This is a genomic window from Secundilactobacillus collinoides DSM 20515 = JCM 1123 (genome assembly GCF_001435975.1).
GTDB lineage: Bacteria > Bacillota > Bacilli > Lactobacillales > Lactobacillaceae > Secundilactobacillus > Secundilactobacillus collinoides.
On the sequence record NZ_AYYR01000053.1, the window covers coordinates 15425 to 32230 of the forward strand.

Consider the following 16806-nt stretch of genomic DNA (forward strand, 5'->3'; position numbering starts at 1 on the left):
GGCGCCTTGCTCCATGCTCTAGTACCTCTTCATCACCCTATCAATCTGCCGCTGTTGATCTCTTCGCTTCAAGGTCTCGCGTTTATCGTACTCGTGCTTCCCTTTCGCGACGCCAATCAACACCTTTGCGACACCATTTTTCAGATAAACTCGCAATGGAATCAGCGTGATACCCTTATCAGATGCAGCATCCTGCAGTTTCTTAATTTCTTTTTTATGCAGCAGGAGTTTTCTGTTCCGCAACGGGTCGTGGTTAAACCGGTTCCCCTCGGCATATTCGTCGATGTGGACGTTCATTAACCATGCTTCGTTATTGCGAATCTGGGCGAATCCATCCTGCAAGGTGATTCGTCTTGCCCGGACCGATTTGATCTCGGTACCCGTTAAGACCATGCCGGCTTCGTACGTATCGAGGATCGCATAATCATGACGGGCTTTTTTATTTTGCGCCATCACGTTTTTATCGTTAGGCGTCTTTTTCTTTTTAGCCATCAATCCTCACCTGACTTATCGTTAAGTTTAGTTGTGCTTTCGTGGCTGGTTACGGTTGTTATTGTTGTGGTTGCCGCCATTGTTATGGTTGCGGTTATTTCCACTGCCATTACTGTTACGGTTACCGCCGCCGTGGTTATTGCCGCCACGATTGTTGCTTCCACGGTTATTGTTGCTGTGGTTGCGATTATTGTTATTACCGTTACGGTTATTTCCATGTCCAAATGAACCGCCGTTACGACCACCGCGACTGCGTGACTCACGTTTTGGCAGCAGATCAGACGTTGGCGCCTTTTCAGGGTTGACCAAGTCAAAATCAATTTGGCTTTGTTCCTTATCGACGTTGACGACTTTCACCCGAACTGGTTGGCCGATCCGGTAAGTCCGCTTCGTTGTCCGGCCAACAAGTGCCAGGAACTTTTCAACGTACTCGTAATAGTCGTCCTGCATCCGGCTGATATGAATCAAACCTTCAACGGTGTTTGGCAGTTCGATGAACATCCCAAACTTCATGACAGAGCTGACCGTGGCATCGAATTCTTCGCCAATGTGATCAGCCATGTATTCAGCTTTCTTCATAGCATCCGTGTCACGTTCGGCATCGATTGCCCGCCGTTCCATTTCAGAGCTGTGCACACCAATTTCTTCCAAAAGGTTGGCGTAGCGTGCCTTAGATTCAGCGTTGATACCATGGTCTTCGTAGTAGTGGATCAACCGGTGCACCATGGTGTCAGGGTAACGCCGAATTGGCGATGTAAAGTGGGTGTAATACTTAGCTGCTAACCCAAAGTGACCCAGGGATTGGTCAGTATACTTGGCTTGTTTCAAACTCCGCAGCATCATTACTGAAACAACGGCTTCTTCCGGTTGGCCGGCAACGCCCTTTAACACGTTTTGCAGCATCTTTGGCCGCAAGTGATCTGGATCACCTTTGACGTTGATACCAAACGCCGTCAGGAACTCAAAGAAGCTCTTCACACGTTCGCCATCTGGCGTTTCGTGGACCCGGTAAATAAATGGTGCTTTGGCCTTGTTATAGTGTTCAGCAACGGTTTCGTTTGCAGCCAGCATGAAGGATTCAATCATCCGTTCAGCGACACCGCGGACCCGCAGCTTAATATCGATTGCGTGGCCCTTGTCGTCAACAATGATTTCTGCTTCGGTGTCATCAAAGTCAATCGCACCACGGCGTTTACGAGACTTGTACAAGATCTTGTGCAGTTCAGCCATTTGGTCAAACATTGGCGTTAATTCGCCGTAGCGGTCACGGGTTGCTTCATCGTGGGCTTCCAGTATCTTGTTGACATCGGTGTAGGTCATCCGTGCTTTAGACTTCATCACACTAGGATGGATGCGGTGGTTAACCACGTTCCCCTCAGAATCAATTTCCATTTCGCAGGACATGCAAAGCCGCAGCACGCCTTCGTTCAGCGAGCAAATACCGTTTGATAAACGACGCGGGAGCATTGGAATCACACGGTCGGTCAAGTAGACACTGGTACCTCGCTTGTAGGCTTCCTGATCAAGCAGTGTGCCCTCTTTAACGTAGTGCGAAACGTCAGCAATATGCACCCCTAAGTGGTAGTTGCCGTTGTCCATTTTCCAAACGGTAACGGCATCATCCAAGTCTTTTGAGGACTCGCCGTCAATGGTGACCAAATTCTGGTCAGTGACGTCTTCGCGTCCCTTTAATTCTTCATCAGTAACATGGTCTGGAATCGCGTCAGCTTCTTCCAAAACGTCTTCTGGGAATTCAGACGGAATATCATGGGCGTATACGATCGACAGAATATCAATGCCGGGATCGTCCACACTCCCAATGATCTGTTTTGCGATTCCCACCATAGCCAGTGGGTGTTCCGTAGTTGGAAATTCAGTGATTTCCGCTGTGACAACTTCCCCTGGAGTAGGCTTTAATCCGGTATCTACAACGTAGAAACTGTACCGTTTCAACTTCTTGTCAGTTAACCGAACCTGACCGTAATAGCCCTTATCGTCATCCGTCTGCAAGAATTCACCTACAACTTGGGTGTAGTGGTGGGTTGCAATACCGGTAACTTTTCCTTCAGGACCGCGGTCAGAACGCGGGTCAGCTGGACGTACGATCTCCATCTCAACTTCATCACCGTTCAGCGCTAACTTCGTGTTATCTGGTGCGATGTAAGCATCTGGCAAGTCATCATCGTAAGCAACAAAGCCAAAGCCCTTGTCGTTACTGTGAAAAATCCCAGTCAGCACGCGAGCCTTCGGGTCTAATTGAAATTCAGAGTCGCCGGTGACCACTGCCACCTTGTCACGTTCGAGACGTGCGAGTTCCTGCACGATCAGTTTAAAAGCCGCTGAGCCGTGATAGTGCAGGGCGTCAGAAACATCTTCAACGCGAAATTTTTTGGTTGGATTTGCGCGCAGCAGATCCTCAATTTGTTGCTTTAAGTTGTTATCTTCCAAAGTTTATTCCTCATTTAATTATAGATTGTCGTTAAGTAAGTATCTAAATCTGCCATGAGTTCATGGCGGGCACTGTTGACCGTAATGACGTGGCCAGCATGCTCATAGTAATGAAAGTCGACCTGGGCGTTTGTGAGCGCCTTTTTCAGGTCGTAAGCACAGTTAGCGTCGATGAGTTCATCCTCGCCGCCCTGCGCTACAAAAACGGCCTTATGGATGGCGGGCAAATCGTCCGTTACCGTTTGGGCAAACGTGTTCACTTGCGCTAGTTGAGCTGGAACATTGGCCCTTAACCAGTCCAGATCAGCGTTAATCTCATCCTGAGTCAAATCAGTGTACTTGTAAGTTGCCGCGGCTAGCTTGATGAATTCCGGTACCAGGTTAGACCCCCGGGAACGGACGACTGGGGAACTAAACGAGCCGCCGCCAATGAGATCCGGATCAGTTTCCAGTGCCTTCATGGCAAAAATGCCGCCGAGTGACAACCCAAAGATACTGATCTGCTGATACCCTTTGTCGCGTAATTGTTGAATGGCAGCAAGTGTGTCTTGCCACCAAGCAGCAGGTGAACCCTGGGTCAAAATATCCTTTGGCTCTCCCGTTGCGTGACCTGTAAACATGGATGCTAACACGGTGTACCCTTCACTCTGCAAATGACGACCTAACATCCGGACATCGTTACTGCTGCTAGCATATGCATGCATCAAAACGATGGCTTTCGGGCCGTCGTTTTCAAAGAAAAACGGTTTTGGCATTTGAATCATGGTGTTCACCTCCAATAACAACTACGCCAAAGATTCAAAAAATTCACAAAAATCCTCCTGCGAATTCACAGGAGGATCCAATTGCTAGTGTGATGATAAGTAAGCTAAAGCCAACGCTAAAACGAAGAAAATAACACCTAATACGACAGTTACCCGTTGCATAAAGGCTTCAAATCCACGTGCTTTTTGTTGTTGAAAAAGATCCGGTGAGCCACCACTAAGAGCGGACATCGCGTCATCTTGCTTAGAAGGTTGCATCAACACAGCGACAATGATAAGGACACTATCAATCATCAGTCCTGTTAACAATAAATTACTCAAGAAATTGCCTCCTATATTACACATTTCTCCGACAATACCTTTATACAATTTATCATAAAACGCAAGTAATTACCACCCGTGCGCGCAGAAGATTTAACTGCCATTCATTTTTAACAGCGCCTGACGTACGTTTTCATGTTGATCTAACGGCGTATGGACGATTAACAAGTCGCCCACTCGAACCAGGGTATCCCCCCGCGGTACGATACGGCGTTCGCCGCGCTGAATTTCCGTCAGCAACGCACCCTGTGGCCAATTGACTTCCCGCACCTGTTTGCCATCTAAGACCGAATTGGCAAACACAGGAATCTCCATGTGCCCCACCTCGTCAGTCAGATGCCGTTGCGCAGGCGTCTGCATTTTCTCCAACATGGCCGCATAGACGGGTGCCCCGTTTAACAGGTCCACTGTCATGTAGGCAATCAGTGAGACTACAGCCAACGGCATCAAATGGTGGAGTGACCCCACCATCTCAGTAATCAATAGGATTGCGGTAAAGGGGGCTTTACTAATGCCCGCAAAGTAACCCGCCATCGCTGCAATAATGAATATTGGGACGTATTCCGGCTTCGTCAGCTGCCAGAGCACCATCAATTTACCGAAAAAGGCGCCAAATACCGCTCCCAGGGTCAAGATTGGCAAGAAAATGCCACCTGGCAGCCCCGTCCCATAAGCAATCATTGAATAAACAAACCGTAGCACAAAGATACCGAGCAAAATAAGTGCGGTCGGGGTATGCATACCTAAAGACACGATCAGCCCGTTCCCACCGCCGAGCACGCTAGGTAGATACCAAGCAACCGGCATGAGCAAAATCAACGCAATAATACTGTAATACTGGTCGGGGAGCCAGGTTATTTTATGATACCAATCCCCAACCCGCAGGACAACGCTCTGGTACAACCGTCCTAAAAGCCCCAGGGCAATGCCAAGAACGATTAACAAGCCATATTGTCTGAGCGGTAACGAGGCAAAGTAACTAATATGTAAAACCGGTGTGAGGCCAAAAACGGCCGTCGACACGAAGTTGGCTGCAAGCGCGCTAGCCAACGCCGATAACCAGATCAACGTGGAAAAGTTATGATAAACCTCTTCTAGGATAAATAAGGTACTGGCAATCGGTGCGTTAAAGGCCGCTGACAAGCCAGCCGACGCCCCGCTAGCAATCATCAGTCGCCGTTGACTGCCGGTGTTATGCGTGACCGCAGCCACGCCCTGCCCAACTGTTGCACCTAACTGAATCGAAGGGCCTTCCCGTCCTAAAAACAGTCCGGACCCGATAGCTAAGACACCACCGACGAATTTTTTCCAAAGAACCGGCCACCAGTGATAATCAAGTTCCCCCATGAGCTGCCCTTCAACTTGTGGGATCCCCGAACCCTTAATTTCCGGGGTTTGTTTGATAAGAACGCCGGTAATTAAGGTCAAAGCGACACTAATCATGACCCACACGCCTAACAGCCACACATGGTGGTGTGCCTGACCAAAGAACCATTGCACCAGCAGCAAGCCATTCATGATCAGTAACCGAAATAAACTAATGACAACACCGACAAATAATCCGATCACAAGTCCGCGGCCCACGGCAGCCAACCGCGAATAATCCCGCTGTCTTCCCTCTTTTGATTCCATTACATAACCTCTTTTTCCGCAAAATACTATGGTTAAGTTTAGCATATTCAGTGCCTTGTGAAAAATCTGAATGTGGCGGGGAACAATGCTTAGCTAAGCAATCTGTCTCACAGTTCGATTCTGGGCACTGAAATTCAGTCGCAAAAGAACCAAACAAAAACCGCCCAGCATAACTGGACGGTTTGATAAATCGAGATTTAATGTCGATTATTATTTTGCTTGGATAGCATCCCGAGCTTGTTCGCTCAAGTTGTAAAAGGACTTGATGCCCTTGTAGTCTGCAACTGAACCAAGTTGGTCTTCGATCCGCATTAATTGGTTGTACTTAGCGATACGTTCGCCACGGCTCATTGAACCAGTCTTGATTTGGCCGGCGTTCAATGCAACAACCAAGTCAGCGATAGTGGTATCTTCAGTTTCACCAGAACGGTGTGAGATGATAGCAGTGTAACCTGCTTCCTTGGCCATTTCAACGGCTTCAACCGTTTCAGTCAAGGTCCCGATTTGGTTCAACTTGATCAAGATAGCGTTGGCAACGCCCATCTTGATACCCTTTGACAAGTAGTCAGTGTTGGTAACGAACAAGTCATCACCCACGATCTGAACCTTCTTGCCAAGGCGTTCAGTGGCCATCTGCCAGTCTTCCCATTCGTTTTCATCCAATGGGTCTTCGATGGAAATAACCGGGTACTTGTCAACGATACCTTCAAGTAAGGTAACAAATTCGTCAGCAGTGTATGACTTGCCATCACCAACTAAGTCGTAAGTCTTAGTTTCAGTGTTGTAGAATTCTGATGAGGCACAGTCAAAGGCGATAGCAACGTCCTTGCCTGGCTTGTAACCAGCCTTCTTGATAGCTTCAACTAAGATTTCGAATGGTTCTTCGTTGTTCTTCAAGTCAGGAGCAAAACCACCTTCGTCACCAACGGCAGTAGAGTAGCCGCGGTCGTTTAAGATAGCCTTCAAGGCGTGGAAAGTTTCTGCACCCATCCGAATAGCTTCCTTAACAGAAGGCGCACCAACAGGCATGATCATGAATTCTTGGAAATCAACCTTGTTGTTAGCATGCTTCCCACCATTGATAACGTTCATCATTGGCGTTGGCAGTACGTGGCCGTTAAAGCCGCCAAGGTAGTTGTATAAAGGAACTTCCAATTCATCGGCAGCAGCACGGGCTGCAGCTAATGAAACACCCAAAATAGCGTTGGCGCCTAACTTACCCTTGTTAGGGGTACCGTCCAAGGCAATCATAGCTTTGTCGATAGCCACTTGGTCAGTGACGTCGTAGCCAACGATTTCCTTAGCGATGATGTTGTTAACGTTGTCAACAGCCTTAGTAACACCCTTGCCGCCGAAACGGTCTTTGTCGCCGTCACGTAATTCAACAGCTTCGTGTTCACCAGTTGAGGCACCTGAAGGAACGATACCGCGCCCAACTGCACCGGCCTCAGTGTAGACTTCGACTTCAACAGTTGGGTTACCACGTGAATCTAAGACTTCACGTCCGTAAATATCAGAAATAATTGACATTATATTCTCTCCTTATGAAAGTTTTACCTAACGGGAAACAATTTTCCCCGTGTCTATTTTATAAGTTTACTCTTGAACTTGCAATTACTATTTCACTTATTTTTGGTAGTGTACCAATTGCAAATAAGTTTCGGCGTTCAAACTGGCACCGCCAGCTAACACACCGTCAATGTTTGGCTTAGCCATGATTGAATCGATGTTTTCCGGATTCACACTGCCGCCGTACAACACCCGCATCTCATTGGCGACGTCATCGCTGTATAAATCAGCAACCGTCTGCCGAATGAGGTAACAGCCCTCTTCAGCTTGTTCAGCCGAAGCAGACTTGCCGCTGCCGATTGCCCAACTGGGCTCATAAGCAATGATCAACTGCCGTGCCCGTTCTTCTGTAATGCCCTTCAAGGCGCCAGTCACCTGACTAACGACCCAGTGGATCTTCTCACCGGCTTCTAAACGGCCCATCGTTTCATCACAGCAAAGAATCGGCGTCATCTGGTTACGATACACAGCATGTACCTTGCGATTGATAGTGTCATCAGTTTCGTTGAAGTAGGCTCGCCGTTCAGAATGACCCACAATAACGTAGGTGATCTTCATTGCAGCCAGCGCCTGGGGACTCGTTTCTCCCGTAAAGGCGCCAGAGTCTTCCCAGTAACAGTCTTCAGCTGCGATTCGCAACCTGTGACCCGGATTATTGGCTAACATGGTGGACAACAGAATGGCCGGCGCGGCAATTGCCGTTTCGACTTCTGCCGGATCAGTCACCTGGTCCGAGACGGCCTGCATGAAGGCCTTCGCCTCATCAATCGTCTTGTTCATTTTCCAGTTACCCGCAATTAGTGGTATTCGCACAGTTGAACGCTCCTTTTTAAATCAATTTCACATGACCTATTCTATCGAAATGAAACCGGTTTTACTAGTAAACACCATTTTCAAATCTTATCATGCTGATGAAACTGATAGTAAAGAAGCCAGGACACACGGGCCCCAGCTTCAAAAAAGTTTACTTATCGCTGATTGCAGCAATCCCAGGTAAAGTCTTACCTTCGAGGTATTCAAGGGAAGCACCGCCACCAGTTGAGATGTGGGTCAATTGGTCGCCGACACCTAATTGTTGAACAGCAGCTGTTGAATCACCACCACCAACGATGGTTGTCGCATTGCTCAAAGTGCCTAAGAACTTACCAATTTCGAGGGTTCCTTCGGCATAGTTGGACATTTCGAACACACCCATTGGGCCGTTCCAAACGACTAACTTAGCATCCTTCAAAACATCCTTGAATTCAGCAACTGACTTAGGGCCGATATCAAGCGCCATGTAACCATCAGGAATGTCGCCATCGACAGTCTTGTGGTCAGCATCGTTATCAAACTTAGCCGCAACAACGGAATCAGTAGGCAGTGCCAGCTTGTCGCCAGCCTTTTCCATGATTTCCTTAGCTAAGTCGATCTTGTCAGTTTCAACGAGTGAGTTCCCAATCTTCATACCCTTTGCGGCGTAGAAGGTGTAGGTCATCCCACCACCAATAATGACTTTGTCGGCTTTGTCCAGCAAGTTATCGATAACACCGATCTTATCAGAAACCTTGGCACCACCTAAGATGGCAACAAATGGATGTTCTGGGTTAGAAACGGCACCACCGATAAACTTGATTTCCTTTTCCATCAAGAAGCCAGCAGCGGTCTGCGGCATGTTGGAAGCAATCCCAACGTTTGACGCGTGTGACCGGTGAGCAGTCCCGAAGGCATCGTTAACAAAGACGTCACCAAGTGATGCCCAGTACTTGCCTAATTCAGGGTCGTTACCTGATTCGCGCTTAACGTTTTCGCCGTCCTTAACGTCTTCATAACGGGTGTTTTCCATTACTAGAACGTCACCGTTGTTCATCTTATCGATGGCGGTTTCAAGTTGTGCACCTTCAGTTACAGGCACGAAGGTAACCGGCTTGTTCAACAAGTTAGAAAGACGTTCAGCAACTGGACGCATTGACAAGGCAGGCTTGTCTTCTTCCTTCTTGATCCGGCCTAAGTGAGAGAGCAAGATGGCTTTGCCACCATGTTCGATCACGTATTTGATTGTTGGTAAAGCAGCCACGATCCGGTTGTCGTTACCAATAACGCCGTCCTTGATCGGGACGTTAAAGTCGACACGCATGAGGACTTTCTTACCATCTAAGTCTAAATCAGAAACAGTTAATTTAGCCAATTCTAAATCCCTCCTGGGTACGAGTGGGTGTCGTTTCAGACTGAAACAACACCAAATTTTAAGTGTTAATTGCGAAAAATGATAAAAGGCGGAAGAAGTATCCTCCCTCCGCCTTTTATTTGGTTCAACTATTAACGTTTAAGGTTAATCTTAAAGTGAAGCGAAGTGCAACAATGTACGTACCATGTTGCAAGTGAAGCCCCATTCGTTGTCGTACCAAGCAACAGTCTTAACTAATTGGGCATCGCCATTAGTTGTAACTTCAGTCTGGGTAGGATCGAATACTGAGCCATGAGGGTCATCAATGATATCAGTTGAAACGATTTCGTCATCGTTGTAACCAAAAGCATCGTTGTTTTCAGTGTGCTTCTTGATTGCTGCGTTAATTTCGTCAGCTGAAACCTTCTTGTCAAGAATTGAAACTAATTCAGTTAATGAACCATCAACAACGGCAACACGTTGTGCATGGCCTTGTAACTTACCGTTCAATTCTGGGATAACCAAACCGATAGCCTTAGCAGCACCAGTTGAATGAGGAATGGTGTTGATGCTTGCAGTACGGTTGTTACGCATCTTCTTGCCGCGAGGGCCATCAAGAATTTGTTGAGTAGCAGTGAAGGCGTGAATGGTAGTCATAGTACCGGCCTTGATGCCAAATTCTTCGTTCAAGAAGTAAGCCATAGGTGCTAAACAGTTAGTGGTACATGAACCGGCAGAAACGATCTTGTCGCTAGCTTGTAAGGTATCCAAGTTAACACCAGGAACAACAGTCCGGACATCACCAGCTGGAGCTGAAACAAGGACACGCTTAACGCCAGCGTCCAAGTGAGCTTGTGACTTTTCTTCTGAAGTGTAAAAACCAGTACATTCAAGAACGAAGTCAACGCCGTCGTTCTTAACCCAAGGAATGTTTTGAGCCTTTGGTTCTGCATATACAGGGATTTCCTTACCGTCAACAACGATACCCTTATCAGTAGCAGAAACTTCGCCAGGGAAACGACCATGGGTTGAATCATACTTCAAAAGGTAAGCTAACATTGAAGGAGTAGTTAAATCGTTGATAGCAGCGACTTCAATGTCGTCAGAATGTAGTTCATGGATCCGTTTGAACGCTAAACGACCAATGCGTCCGAAACCATTAATACCAATTTTTACAGTCATACTGTGATTTCCTCCTTTAGGAAATAAAAAAATATATTTTAAGCAGTAATACCAGATAATATAGTATCACTTCTTTAAAATCGTGTCAGCAGTTCCCTCGTCAGTTACCAAAAATGTTGGTGCCGGCGGGAGTTTGAAATAGGCCTCGATGGCGGCTGCCTTGGTGTGACCACCCGCAACTGCCACAACCAGATCCATTCTCTCTAGATCTGAAATGGAGAGCCCAAGTTTTGGTACCTGGTAAACAATTTGACCATGCTCGTCAAAAAAGTCACCAAACGCCTCGCCTACCGCGTGTCGTTCCCGTAAGGTTGCAATCACGTCGGCTGGCATTTGACGCCGCTTTGCCATGGCCATCGCATCGCCCACACAGTGCAGTGCTACGTTGGCTTGATCAACGGTTGCCAGTGTTTTAGCAATCATTGGTTCAGAACGCAACGTAGCGTATGTGGAACCCGAGGCCAACTCCGGCAAGTACAGCGCTTGAAACGTACTATCAGTTCGCGCAGCCATTTTGGCACAAATGGTATTCGCCTGAATGTCAGGTGACTCTCCCATGCCGCCACGAGCCGGCACAAACGTCAGTTGGCGCTGTTCCGACAACTCCTGAGTCAGTGTTGAGGCAACGGCCGCCATAGTGGTACCGCCCATTACAGCAACGATACTTGGCCCCAGCGGCATGTCTGCCTGCATTAACTCATTTGTGAGTTTACCCATGGCTGTTTTGATCTCCGGCTGATTATCAGAATCACCGCTCACGATTCGGCAGCCCTTCAAACCAAGTCTGGTTTTCAAGGCTTCCTCTTTTTTATGAATCCCGGTAAGATTCTGGATCAGCGGCAGCAGCTGGTCCGCGGCACGCTCGCCATCAGGCGTTAACACAACCCCTTTTGACTGCATCGCCACCAACTGGCTGCCCTCCAGTGCCTCCAAGTCGGTCCGAACACTCCGTTCAGAAACCCCTAATTTTTCGGCGAGAAGCCGGCGACCAACCGGCTGCATCAAATTGATAGTTCGTAACAACGAGTAACGGTCGATTAGTTCCTGGGTCATTTTTGGCACGACCGCATTAACCCATCTCCACTCGATGTTCATCTTCTAACCAACTCTCTTATGGTTGCTGGGACAGCAATTGTCCCAGCGATGCTTATTGTGACCCATCAAGGTCAAAAAACAATGGGTTTTCACCCACAAGTGCATTATAACAGGCACCTTGTGCCATTGCAAACGGTATGCCGGTAAAATATTGGTAAAGTTATTTTACAACCGATTTTCAGAATATTTTGGTTTTTCCCTTGTATTATTATCCAATTTCAGTTATAGTAATTTAGTGTTCGAAAGGACATATTTGCTTTGCGCCCGTAGTGTAATGGATCGCACGTAAGATTCCGGTTCTTGAAATGGGGGTTCGATTCCCTCCGGGCGCATAAGAGAACAAAGCGGTGCAAGGGAGCTGACCAGCTGGTCGGCTTCCTATTTTTTTGGTCTTAATTAATGCATTTGGTTTCGAATTCAGCGCCCCGTTATGAACAGACGGCAGCTTGCAGACAATTATCATTTTATTCAGTAGCAACTAAACAAATCACCTAACCGTGCCAAATTACAAACCCGAAAAATGAAAATAAAGGCCCTTCGTTTTAATCAATTGAATTATCAAGTTAATTAAATCACAAATTGTTATAACAAAAAAGAAAGTCTGTGAGCGGCAGGCTTCCCTTCAGAAAAGTGTGTTATAGCAATGCAATCAACATATAAAACCTAAATTGATTATCCTTGCGATGTCGTTATAATAACTGATTTTGCACACCAAGTCAAGAATATTGTTATCGTTTTCACTAATTTGTTTTTAATTTGTAACATTGCTGCGTCCATTTCTAATTCAGACTACAAAAACGGGTAATTATGTTTACCAATGCCTTTTTAGATAAGAATTGCAAGACGTTTCTCATACCAGCAAAACCGAAAGGGACTCTGTCCTCGAGGGGATTCCAACCCCCAGACTTCCAGTTTTTATGGTATTCTAGAATTAGCTGGTTTAACCTTGCTGATTGTTGGTTAAAAATCTGAGGCCTTTTTGTTTGACCTTTTTTGACCATTGGTTTAAACTACAATTCAGTTAGCAAAGTTATACTAACAATAAAGCGAAATAAGGAGGCTGCAAAGCTATGAACTTAGTCCCAACAGTTATTGAGCAGTCCAGCCGTGGCGAACGTGCTTACGACATCTACTCTCGCCTATTAAAGGACAGAATCATCATGCTTTCCGGTCCAATCGAAGACGACATGGCCAACGCCATCATCGCCCAACTTTTGTTCTTGGACGCGCAAGATTCAACGAAGGATATTTATCTTTACATCAACTCTCCTGGTGGTGTGGTTACCTCTGGGATGGCCATTTACGATACCATGAACTTCATCCAATCTGACGTTCAAACCATCGTTATGGGTATGGCCGCTTCAATGGCCAGTGTCTTAGCTTCATCAGGTACTAAGGGCAAGCGGTTTGCTTTACCGCATTCACAAGTCCTGATTCACCAACCATCTGGTGGTGCCCAAGGTCAACAAACTGAAATTGAAATTGCAGCTACTGAAATCTTGAAGACTCGTAAGTTGATCAACCAAATTTTGGCTGACAACTCCGGTCAACCAATTGAACGTGTCAATGCTGACACCGAACGTGACCACTACTTATCTGCACAAGAATCCGTGGATTACGGTTTGATCGATGCCATCATGACCAGCTCAAAAGAACGCAAGTAATTGCAATCTTTAGCGATTCAGACAATTGTCTGAATCGTTTTTTTGTGGCAAAATCGTCACTTCCCAGCAATTGGGCAGCATCCCCGTTTGCTTGCCTTTCAGGATGTGGATCATTTTATTCATCCCGTTACCATAAAAAAAGATGATTCAGCTGACTGCTGAATCATCTTTTTTTAGTTACATCGCTTCCGCACCACGCAGATTATCAGCATATTCGTTGATCTTACGCAGTCGGTGATTGATGCCTGATTTGGAGATTGTTCCGCTGGGAATCATGGTACTGAGTTCCTTTAAGCTGACTTCCTTGTTAGCTAGGCGCACTTCGGCGACTTCACGTAACTTTGGCGGCAGCTGGCCCAAGCCGACCATCTCGTCAATAAATTTGATGTTTTCGATCTGTTTACTAGACGCGTTCGCCACTTTATCCAGGTTGGCATTCTCGCAGTTCACTAAGCGATTAACCGAATTACGCATGTCGCGCATGATTCGGACATCTTCGAACTTCAGCATGGCGCTGGTCGCTCCAATCAGTGAGAGAAAATCAGCGATTCGTTCGCCCTCTTTAAGGTACGTAATAAATCCGCCCCGTCGTGCGGTCGTCCGGGCGTTGAGGTCATACTTGTTAATCATGTTGGCAATCATTTCATTGTGTCCCTCATACAGAGAGTATATTTCCAAGTGGTACCGGGACGTCTCCGGATTGTTGACGGACCCACCAGCGAGAAAAGCGCCACGAAGATAGGAACGAACCTGTCCGTCGTTTTCAAATAAACTGGCCGGTACTTCTTCTATCAGTTGACCGTCCTTGAAAATACCCAGGTCCTTCAAGACCATTTCTGACCCCGCGTTGACCCGCACGATGTACAAATTGTTTTTCTTCAGCTTCATCTTGCGCCGCACCAGCAGTTCACTCTCCAAATCATAAAACTGTTTGAGCAGCTGGTAGATGCGTCTGGCAATGGCAGGATTTTCCGTTTGAATATTCAAAACGAAATGGTGGTTTGCAAGCGACATGGCGCCGTTCATCCGAATCAAAGCAATTAACTCTGCCTTGGCGTTTTCCCGGTGAACTTCCAACATCGTCAGTTCTTTTTTTACATCACTGGCATATGACATGGCGTTACCTCCCCTCGGTATTTCGTGAATCAACCTGTCCCAATAAGTTCATTAACTCATTAACGACTAATTCGCCGTTATGAAAGGCCCCGTTGTCGCGCAATTCCAGAAAATCTGCGGAAACAACCCGGCAGCCCTGTTCACGCAACCCTTTGAAATCGTGGTTGACCTGCCGCGACATTTCATTCCAACGTTGATAATCAATGTATTCGTCAGGGACCTTTTGTGTGTTGACTAATACCGTGTTAATGACGTTTTGCTGCAGGTGTTCATTAAGCACCCGAACGTGGTCGGCGTCGGTAAATTTCTCAGTTTCACCCTTTTGGGTCATGATATTACAAATATAGATAACTTCAGCGGGTGTTCGGCGAAGCGCATCACCCACGTTGCTGATCATCAAGTTAGGCAAAATACTGGTAAACAAACTCCCAGGTCCAAGGACGATCTGGTCGGCCGTCATAATGGCATCAATGACTTCTTTAACAGCTTGAGGTTTCTGGCCATTCTTATCGCTGGGTGTCACCCACACATGTTTGATCAGCTTATGGGCAGCCGTAATTTCTGACTCACCTGTCAGCGTAGACCCGTCTGAAAATTCAGCGTTAAGCTCCAGTGGTTCATTGGCTGCCGGATAAATATGCCCTTCCACTTTCATAATTGATGACAGTTCCTGTACGGCACCAAAAATACCGTTTCGCATCTCTGATAAGGCGGCAATAACTAAATTACCGATGGCGTGACCGGCAAAGAATTGATCACTGCTATCAAAACGGTACTGGAAAAGATCCAGGTCCACTTTTGGCAGTGCGGATAGTGCCACCATGACGTTTCGAATATCGCCAGGCGGGACAACGTTAACGTAATTTCGAATAATGCCGGATGAACCGCCGTCATCCGCAACGGTGACCACCGCTGTAATGTCGACGTCCTGATCCTTAAGGTTGCGCAAGATGACGGGCAGTCCTGTCCCACCACCCATGACGACAATCTTAGGCCGGCGTCTTTCCTCTGTTCTCATCTAATGTGATTCCTTTCGTTTATCAATGTCACGGTGGGTCACGTGAACGGGATATTGTTCCCCGAGATCATTCCCCAAACGCTCCGCGAGTGCAACGGAACGGTGCTGGCCACCGGTACAGCCAATGGCGATGGTCAAATTGGTCTTGCCCTCGCGCTTGTACCCGGGAACCGTTGTCTGAAGCAACCCTAAAAATTGCGTGTAGAACTGCTCAGTTTCGGGTTGCGCCATAACGTAGTCATAGACGGCTTTGTCCTTCCCGGTTTGTGGCCGGAGTTCCGGCAAGTAATAAGGATTCGGCAGAAAACGGACATCCATCACAACGTCGGCATCAATCGGTAATCCATATTTAAAGCCAAACGACATCAATTCAATGTGGAAAGTCTCCGTATCACCCGTCTCAAAGTTGTGAAAGATTTCTTCCCGCAGGTTACGCGGTGTGAGCTTCGAAGTGTTTATCACCAGCTGAGCCGCCTGTTTAAGAGGTGCCAGCAGTTTGCGCTCAGCCTTAATACCATCGACAACGCGGCCGTTTCGGGCAAGCGGGTGTGACCGCCGTGTCTCCTTGTAACGTGAAACCAGCGTCTCATCGTCAGCTTCCAAGAAGACCACTTGACCAAGGTCGGCATTCGTCAGGTCAGAGATATCATTAGTCATCTGCATGATTTCATCATAAAAGGCCCGCGACCGAAGATCGATCACGACCGCAACCTTCTTTATGTTGCCAGATTCTTGAACAAGTTCCCAAAACTTGGTCATTAACGAAGGCGGCATGTTATCAATACAAAAGTATCCTAAGTCTTCAAAAGCCTGCATGGCAACGGTTTTCCCGGCACCACTCATCCCTGAAATAATGACTAATTTAATTTTTTCATTATCGGTCATGGCATTCTCCCATCAATTATCTTTCTGCACTAAGACTTACAGTGTAACATACCTGGTGTGCCATTTACAATAATTGCCGGGTGTGTTGTAAGAGAGTGTGGAGAAAGGCGCATAAGGGGCGGAGCGTAAACAACTTTTGGCATAAAATCCCGGGCCTGGATTTTGTGCCAAAAGTTGTTTACGCAGGAGCCCCTTGCCTTTCGGAACACGTTTCGACGCCAAATTAGCAAAGCGCCTCGGTGGACGGGGCCCTTAGAAAATAAAACCGAGCCGAGTTAACCAGTGCCGCCCCACTAAGCCGATAGGTCAAATATATCTGACCGCAATATCCCCGGTCTGGATTTCGTGCCAAAAATTGTTTACGCAGGAGCCCTTTGCCTTTCGGAACACGTTTCGACGCCAAATTAGCAAAGCGCCTCGGTGGACGGGGCCTTTAGAAAATAAAAGAGACCCGAGTTAACCAGTGGTGTACCA

General features: G+C 47.1%; 14 protein-coding genes and 1 tRNA gene. 2 read left to right on the forward strand and 13 right to left on the reverse strand.

Annotation, left to right across the window (positions count from 1 at the left end):
* Nucleotides 1–18: 18 nt before the first annotated feature.
* The 10 genes from smpB to FC82_RS08940 all read right to left on the reverse strand — a co-directional run bounded on the left by smpB (nucleotide 19) and on the right by FC82_RS08940 (nucleotide 11607).
* On the reverse strand, nucleotides 19–492 hold the full coding sequence (gene smpB / locus FC82_RS08895) for an SsrA-binding protein SmpB (protein ID WP_054761177.1): 474 nt from the start codon (nucleotides 490–492) through the stop codon (nucleotides 19–21).
* Nucleotides 493–519: 27 nt separating this feature from the next.
* Nucleotides 520–2940, reverse strand: a complete 2421-nt coding sequence (gene rnr / locus FC82_RS08900) for a ribonuclease R (RefSeq protein WP_056996797.1) — start codon at nucleotides 2938–2940, stop codon at nucleotides 520–522.
* Between the two features lie 14 nt (nucleotides 2941–2954).
* The gene (locus FC82_RS08905) at nucleotides 2955–3704 is read right to left on the reverse strand and encodes an alpha/beta hydrolase (protein WP_054761175.1); all 750 of its coding nucleotides are present in this window, start codon (nucleotides 3702–3704) and stop codon (nucleotides 2955–2957) included.
* A gap of 84 nt (nucleotides 3705–3788) precedes the next feature.
* The gene (gene secG, locus FC82_RS08910; RefSeq protein ID WP_054761173.1) at nucleotides 3789–4025 is read right to left on the reverse strand and encodes a preprotein translocase subunit SecG; all 237 of its coding nucleotides are present in this window, start codon (nucleotides 4023–4025) and stop codon (nucleotides 3789–3791) included.
* Between the two features lie 93 nt (nucleotides 4026–4118).
* Nucleotides 4119–5657, reverse strand: a complete 1539-nt coding sequence (locus FC82_RS08915; protein WP_056996798.1) for a ClC family H(+)/Cl(-) exchange transporter — start codon at nucleotides 5655–5657, stop codon at nucleotides 4119–4121.
* Between the two features lie 210 nt (nucleotides 5658–5867).
* Nucleotides 5868–7187, reverse strand: coding sequence for a phosphopyruvate hydratase (gene eno / locus FC82_RS08920; RefSeq protein ID WP_054761171.1), 1320 nt, complete (start codon nucleotides 7185–7187; stop codon nucleotides 5868–5870).
* Between the two features lie 96 nt (nucleotides 7188–7283).
* Nucleotides 7284–8039 carry a triose-phosphate isomerase gene (gene tpiA, locus FC82_RS08925; RefSeq protein ID WP_054761168.1) on the reverse strand — a complete coding sequence of 252 codons (756 nt, stop codon included), beginning with the start codon at nucleotides 8037–8039 and terminating at the stop codon, nucleotides 7284–7286.
* A 151-nt stretch (nucleotides 8040–8190) separates the two neighbouring features.
* Entirely contained in the window at nucleotides 8191–9393 is a 1203-nt protein-coding gene (locus FC82_RS08930) for a phosphoglycerate kinase (RefSeq protein WP_056996799.1), read from the reverse strand.
* A 150-nt stretch (nucleotides 9394–9543) separates the two neighbouring features.
* Complete coding sequence (gene gap / locus FC82_RS08935; protein ID WP_054761167.1) at nucleotides 9544–10554, reverse strand: type I glyceraldehyde-3-phosphate dehydrogenase; 1011 nt, start codon at nucleotides 10552–10554, stop codon at nucleotides 9544–9546.
* A gap of 66 nt (nucleotides 10555–10620) precedes the next feature.
* A complete protein-coding gene (locus FC82_RS08940) occupies nucleotides 10621–11607 on the reverse strand; it encodes a sugar-binding transcriptional regulator (protein ID WP_162260939.1) in 987 nt (328 codons plus the stop codon).
* A gap of 302 nt (nucleotides 11608–11909) precedes the next feature.
* On the opposite strand from FC82_RS08940, the gene FC82_RS08945 reads away from it, so the two are divergent.
* Nucleotides 11910–11981: transfer RNA gene (locus FC82_RS08945), tRNA-Arg, on the forward strand.
* 738 nt (nucleotides 11982–12719) lie between these two features.
* Complete coding sequence (gene clpP / locus FC82_RS08950) at nucleotides 12720–13313, forward strand: ATP-dependent Clp endopeptidase proteolytic subunit ClpP (protein WP_054761159.1); 594 nt, start codon at nucleotides 12720–12722, stop codon at nucleotides 13311–13313.
* 177 nt (nucleotides 13314–13490) lie between these two features.
* Here the strand turns inward: clpP and whiA are convergent, their stop codons facing one another.
* From whiA to rapZ, 3 genes are read right to left on the reverse strand one after another with little or no spacing between them, the layout of a single operon-like run.
* On the reverse strand, nucleotides 13491–14429 hold the full coding sequence (gene whiA, locus FC82_RS08955) for a DNA-binding protein WhiA (RefSeq protein WP_054761157.1): 939 nt from the start codon (nucleotides 14427–14429) through the stop codon (nucleotides 13491–13493).
* Between the two features lie 4 nt (nucleotides 14430–14433).
* Complete coding sequence (locus tag FC82_RS08960) at nucleotides 14434–15447, reverse strand: gluconeogenesis factor YvcK family protein (RefSeq protein WP_054761155.1); 1014 nt, start codon at nucleotides 15445–15447, stop codon at nucleotides 14434–14436.
* Complete coding sequence (gene rapZ, locus FC82_RS08965) at nucleotides 15448–16332, reverse strand: RNase adapter RapZ (RefSeq protein ID WP_056996801.1); 885 nt, start codon at nucleotides 16330–16332, stop codon at nucleotides 15448–15450.
* Between the last annotated feature and the right edge of the window lie 474 nt (nucleotides 16333–16806).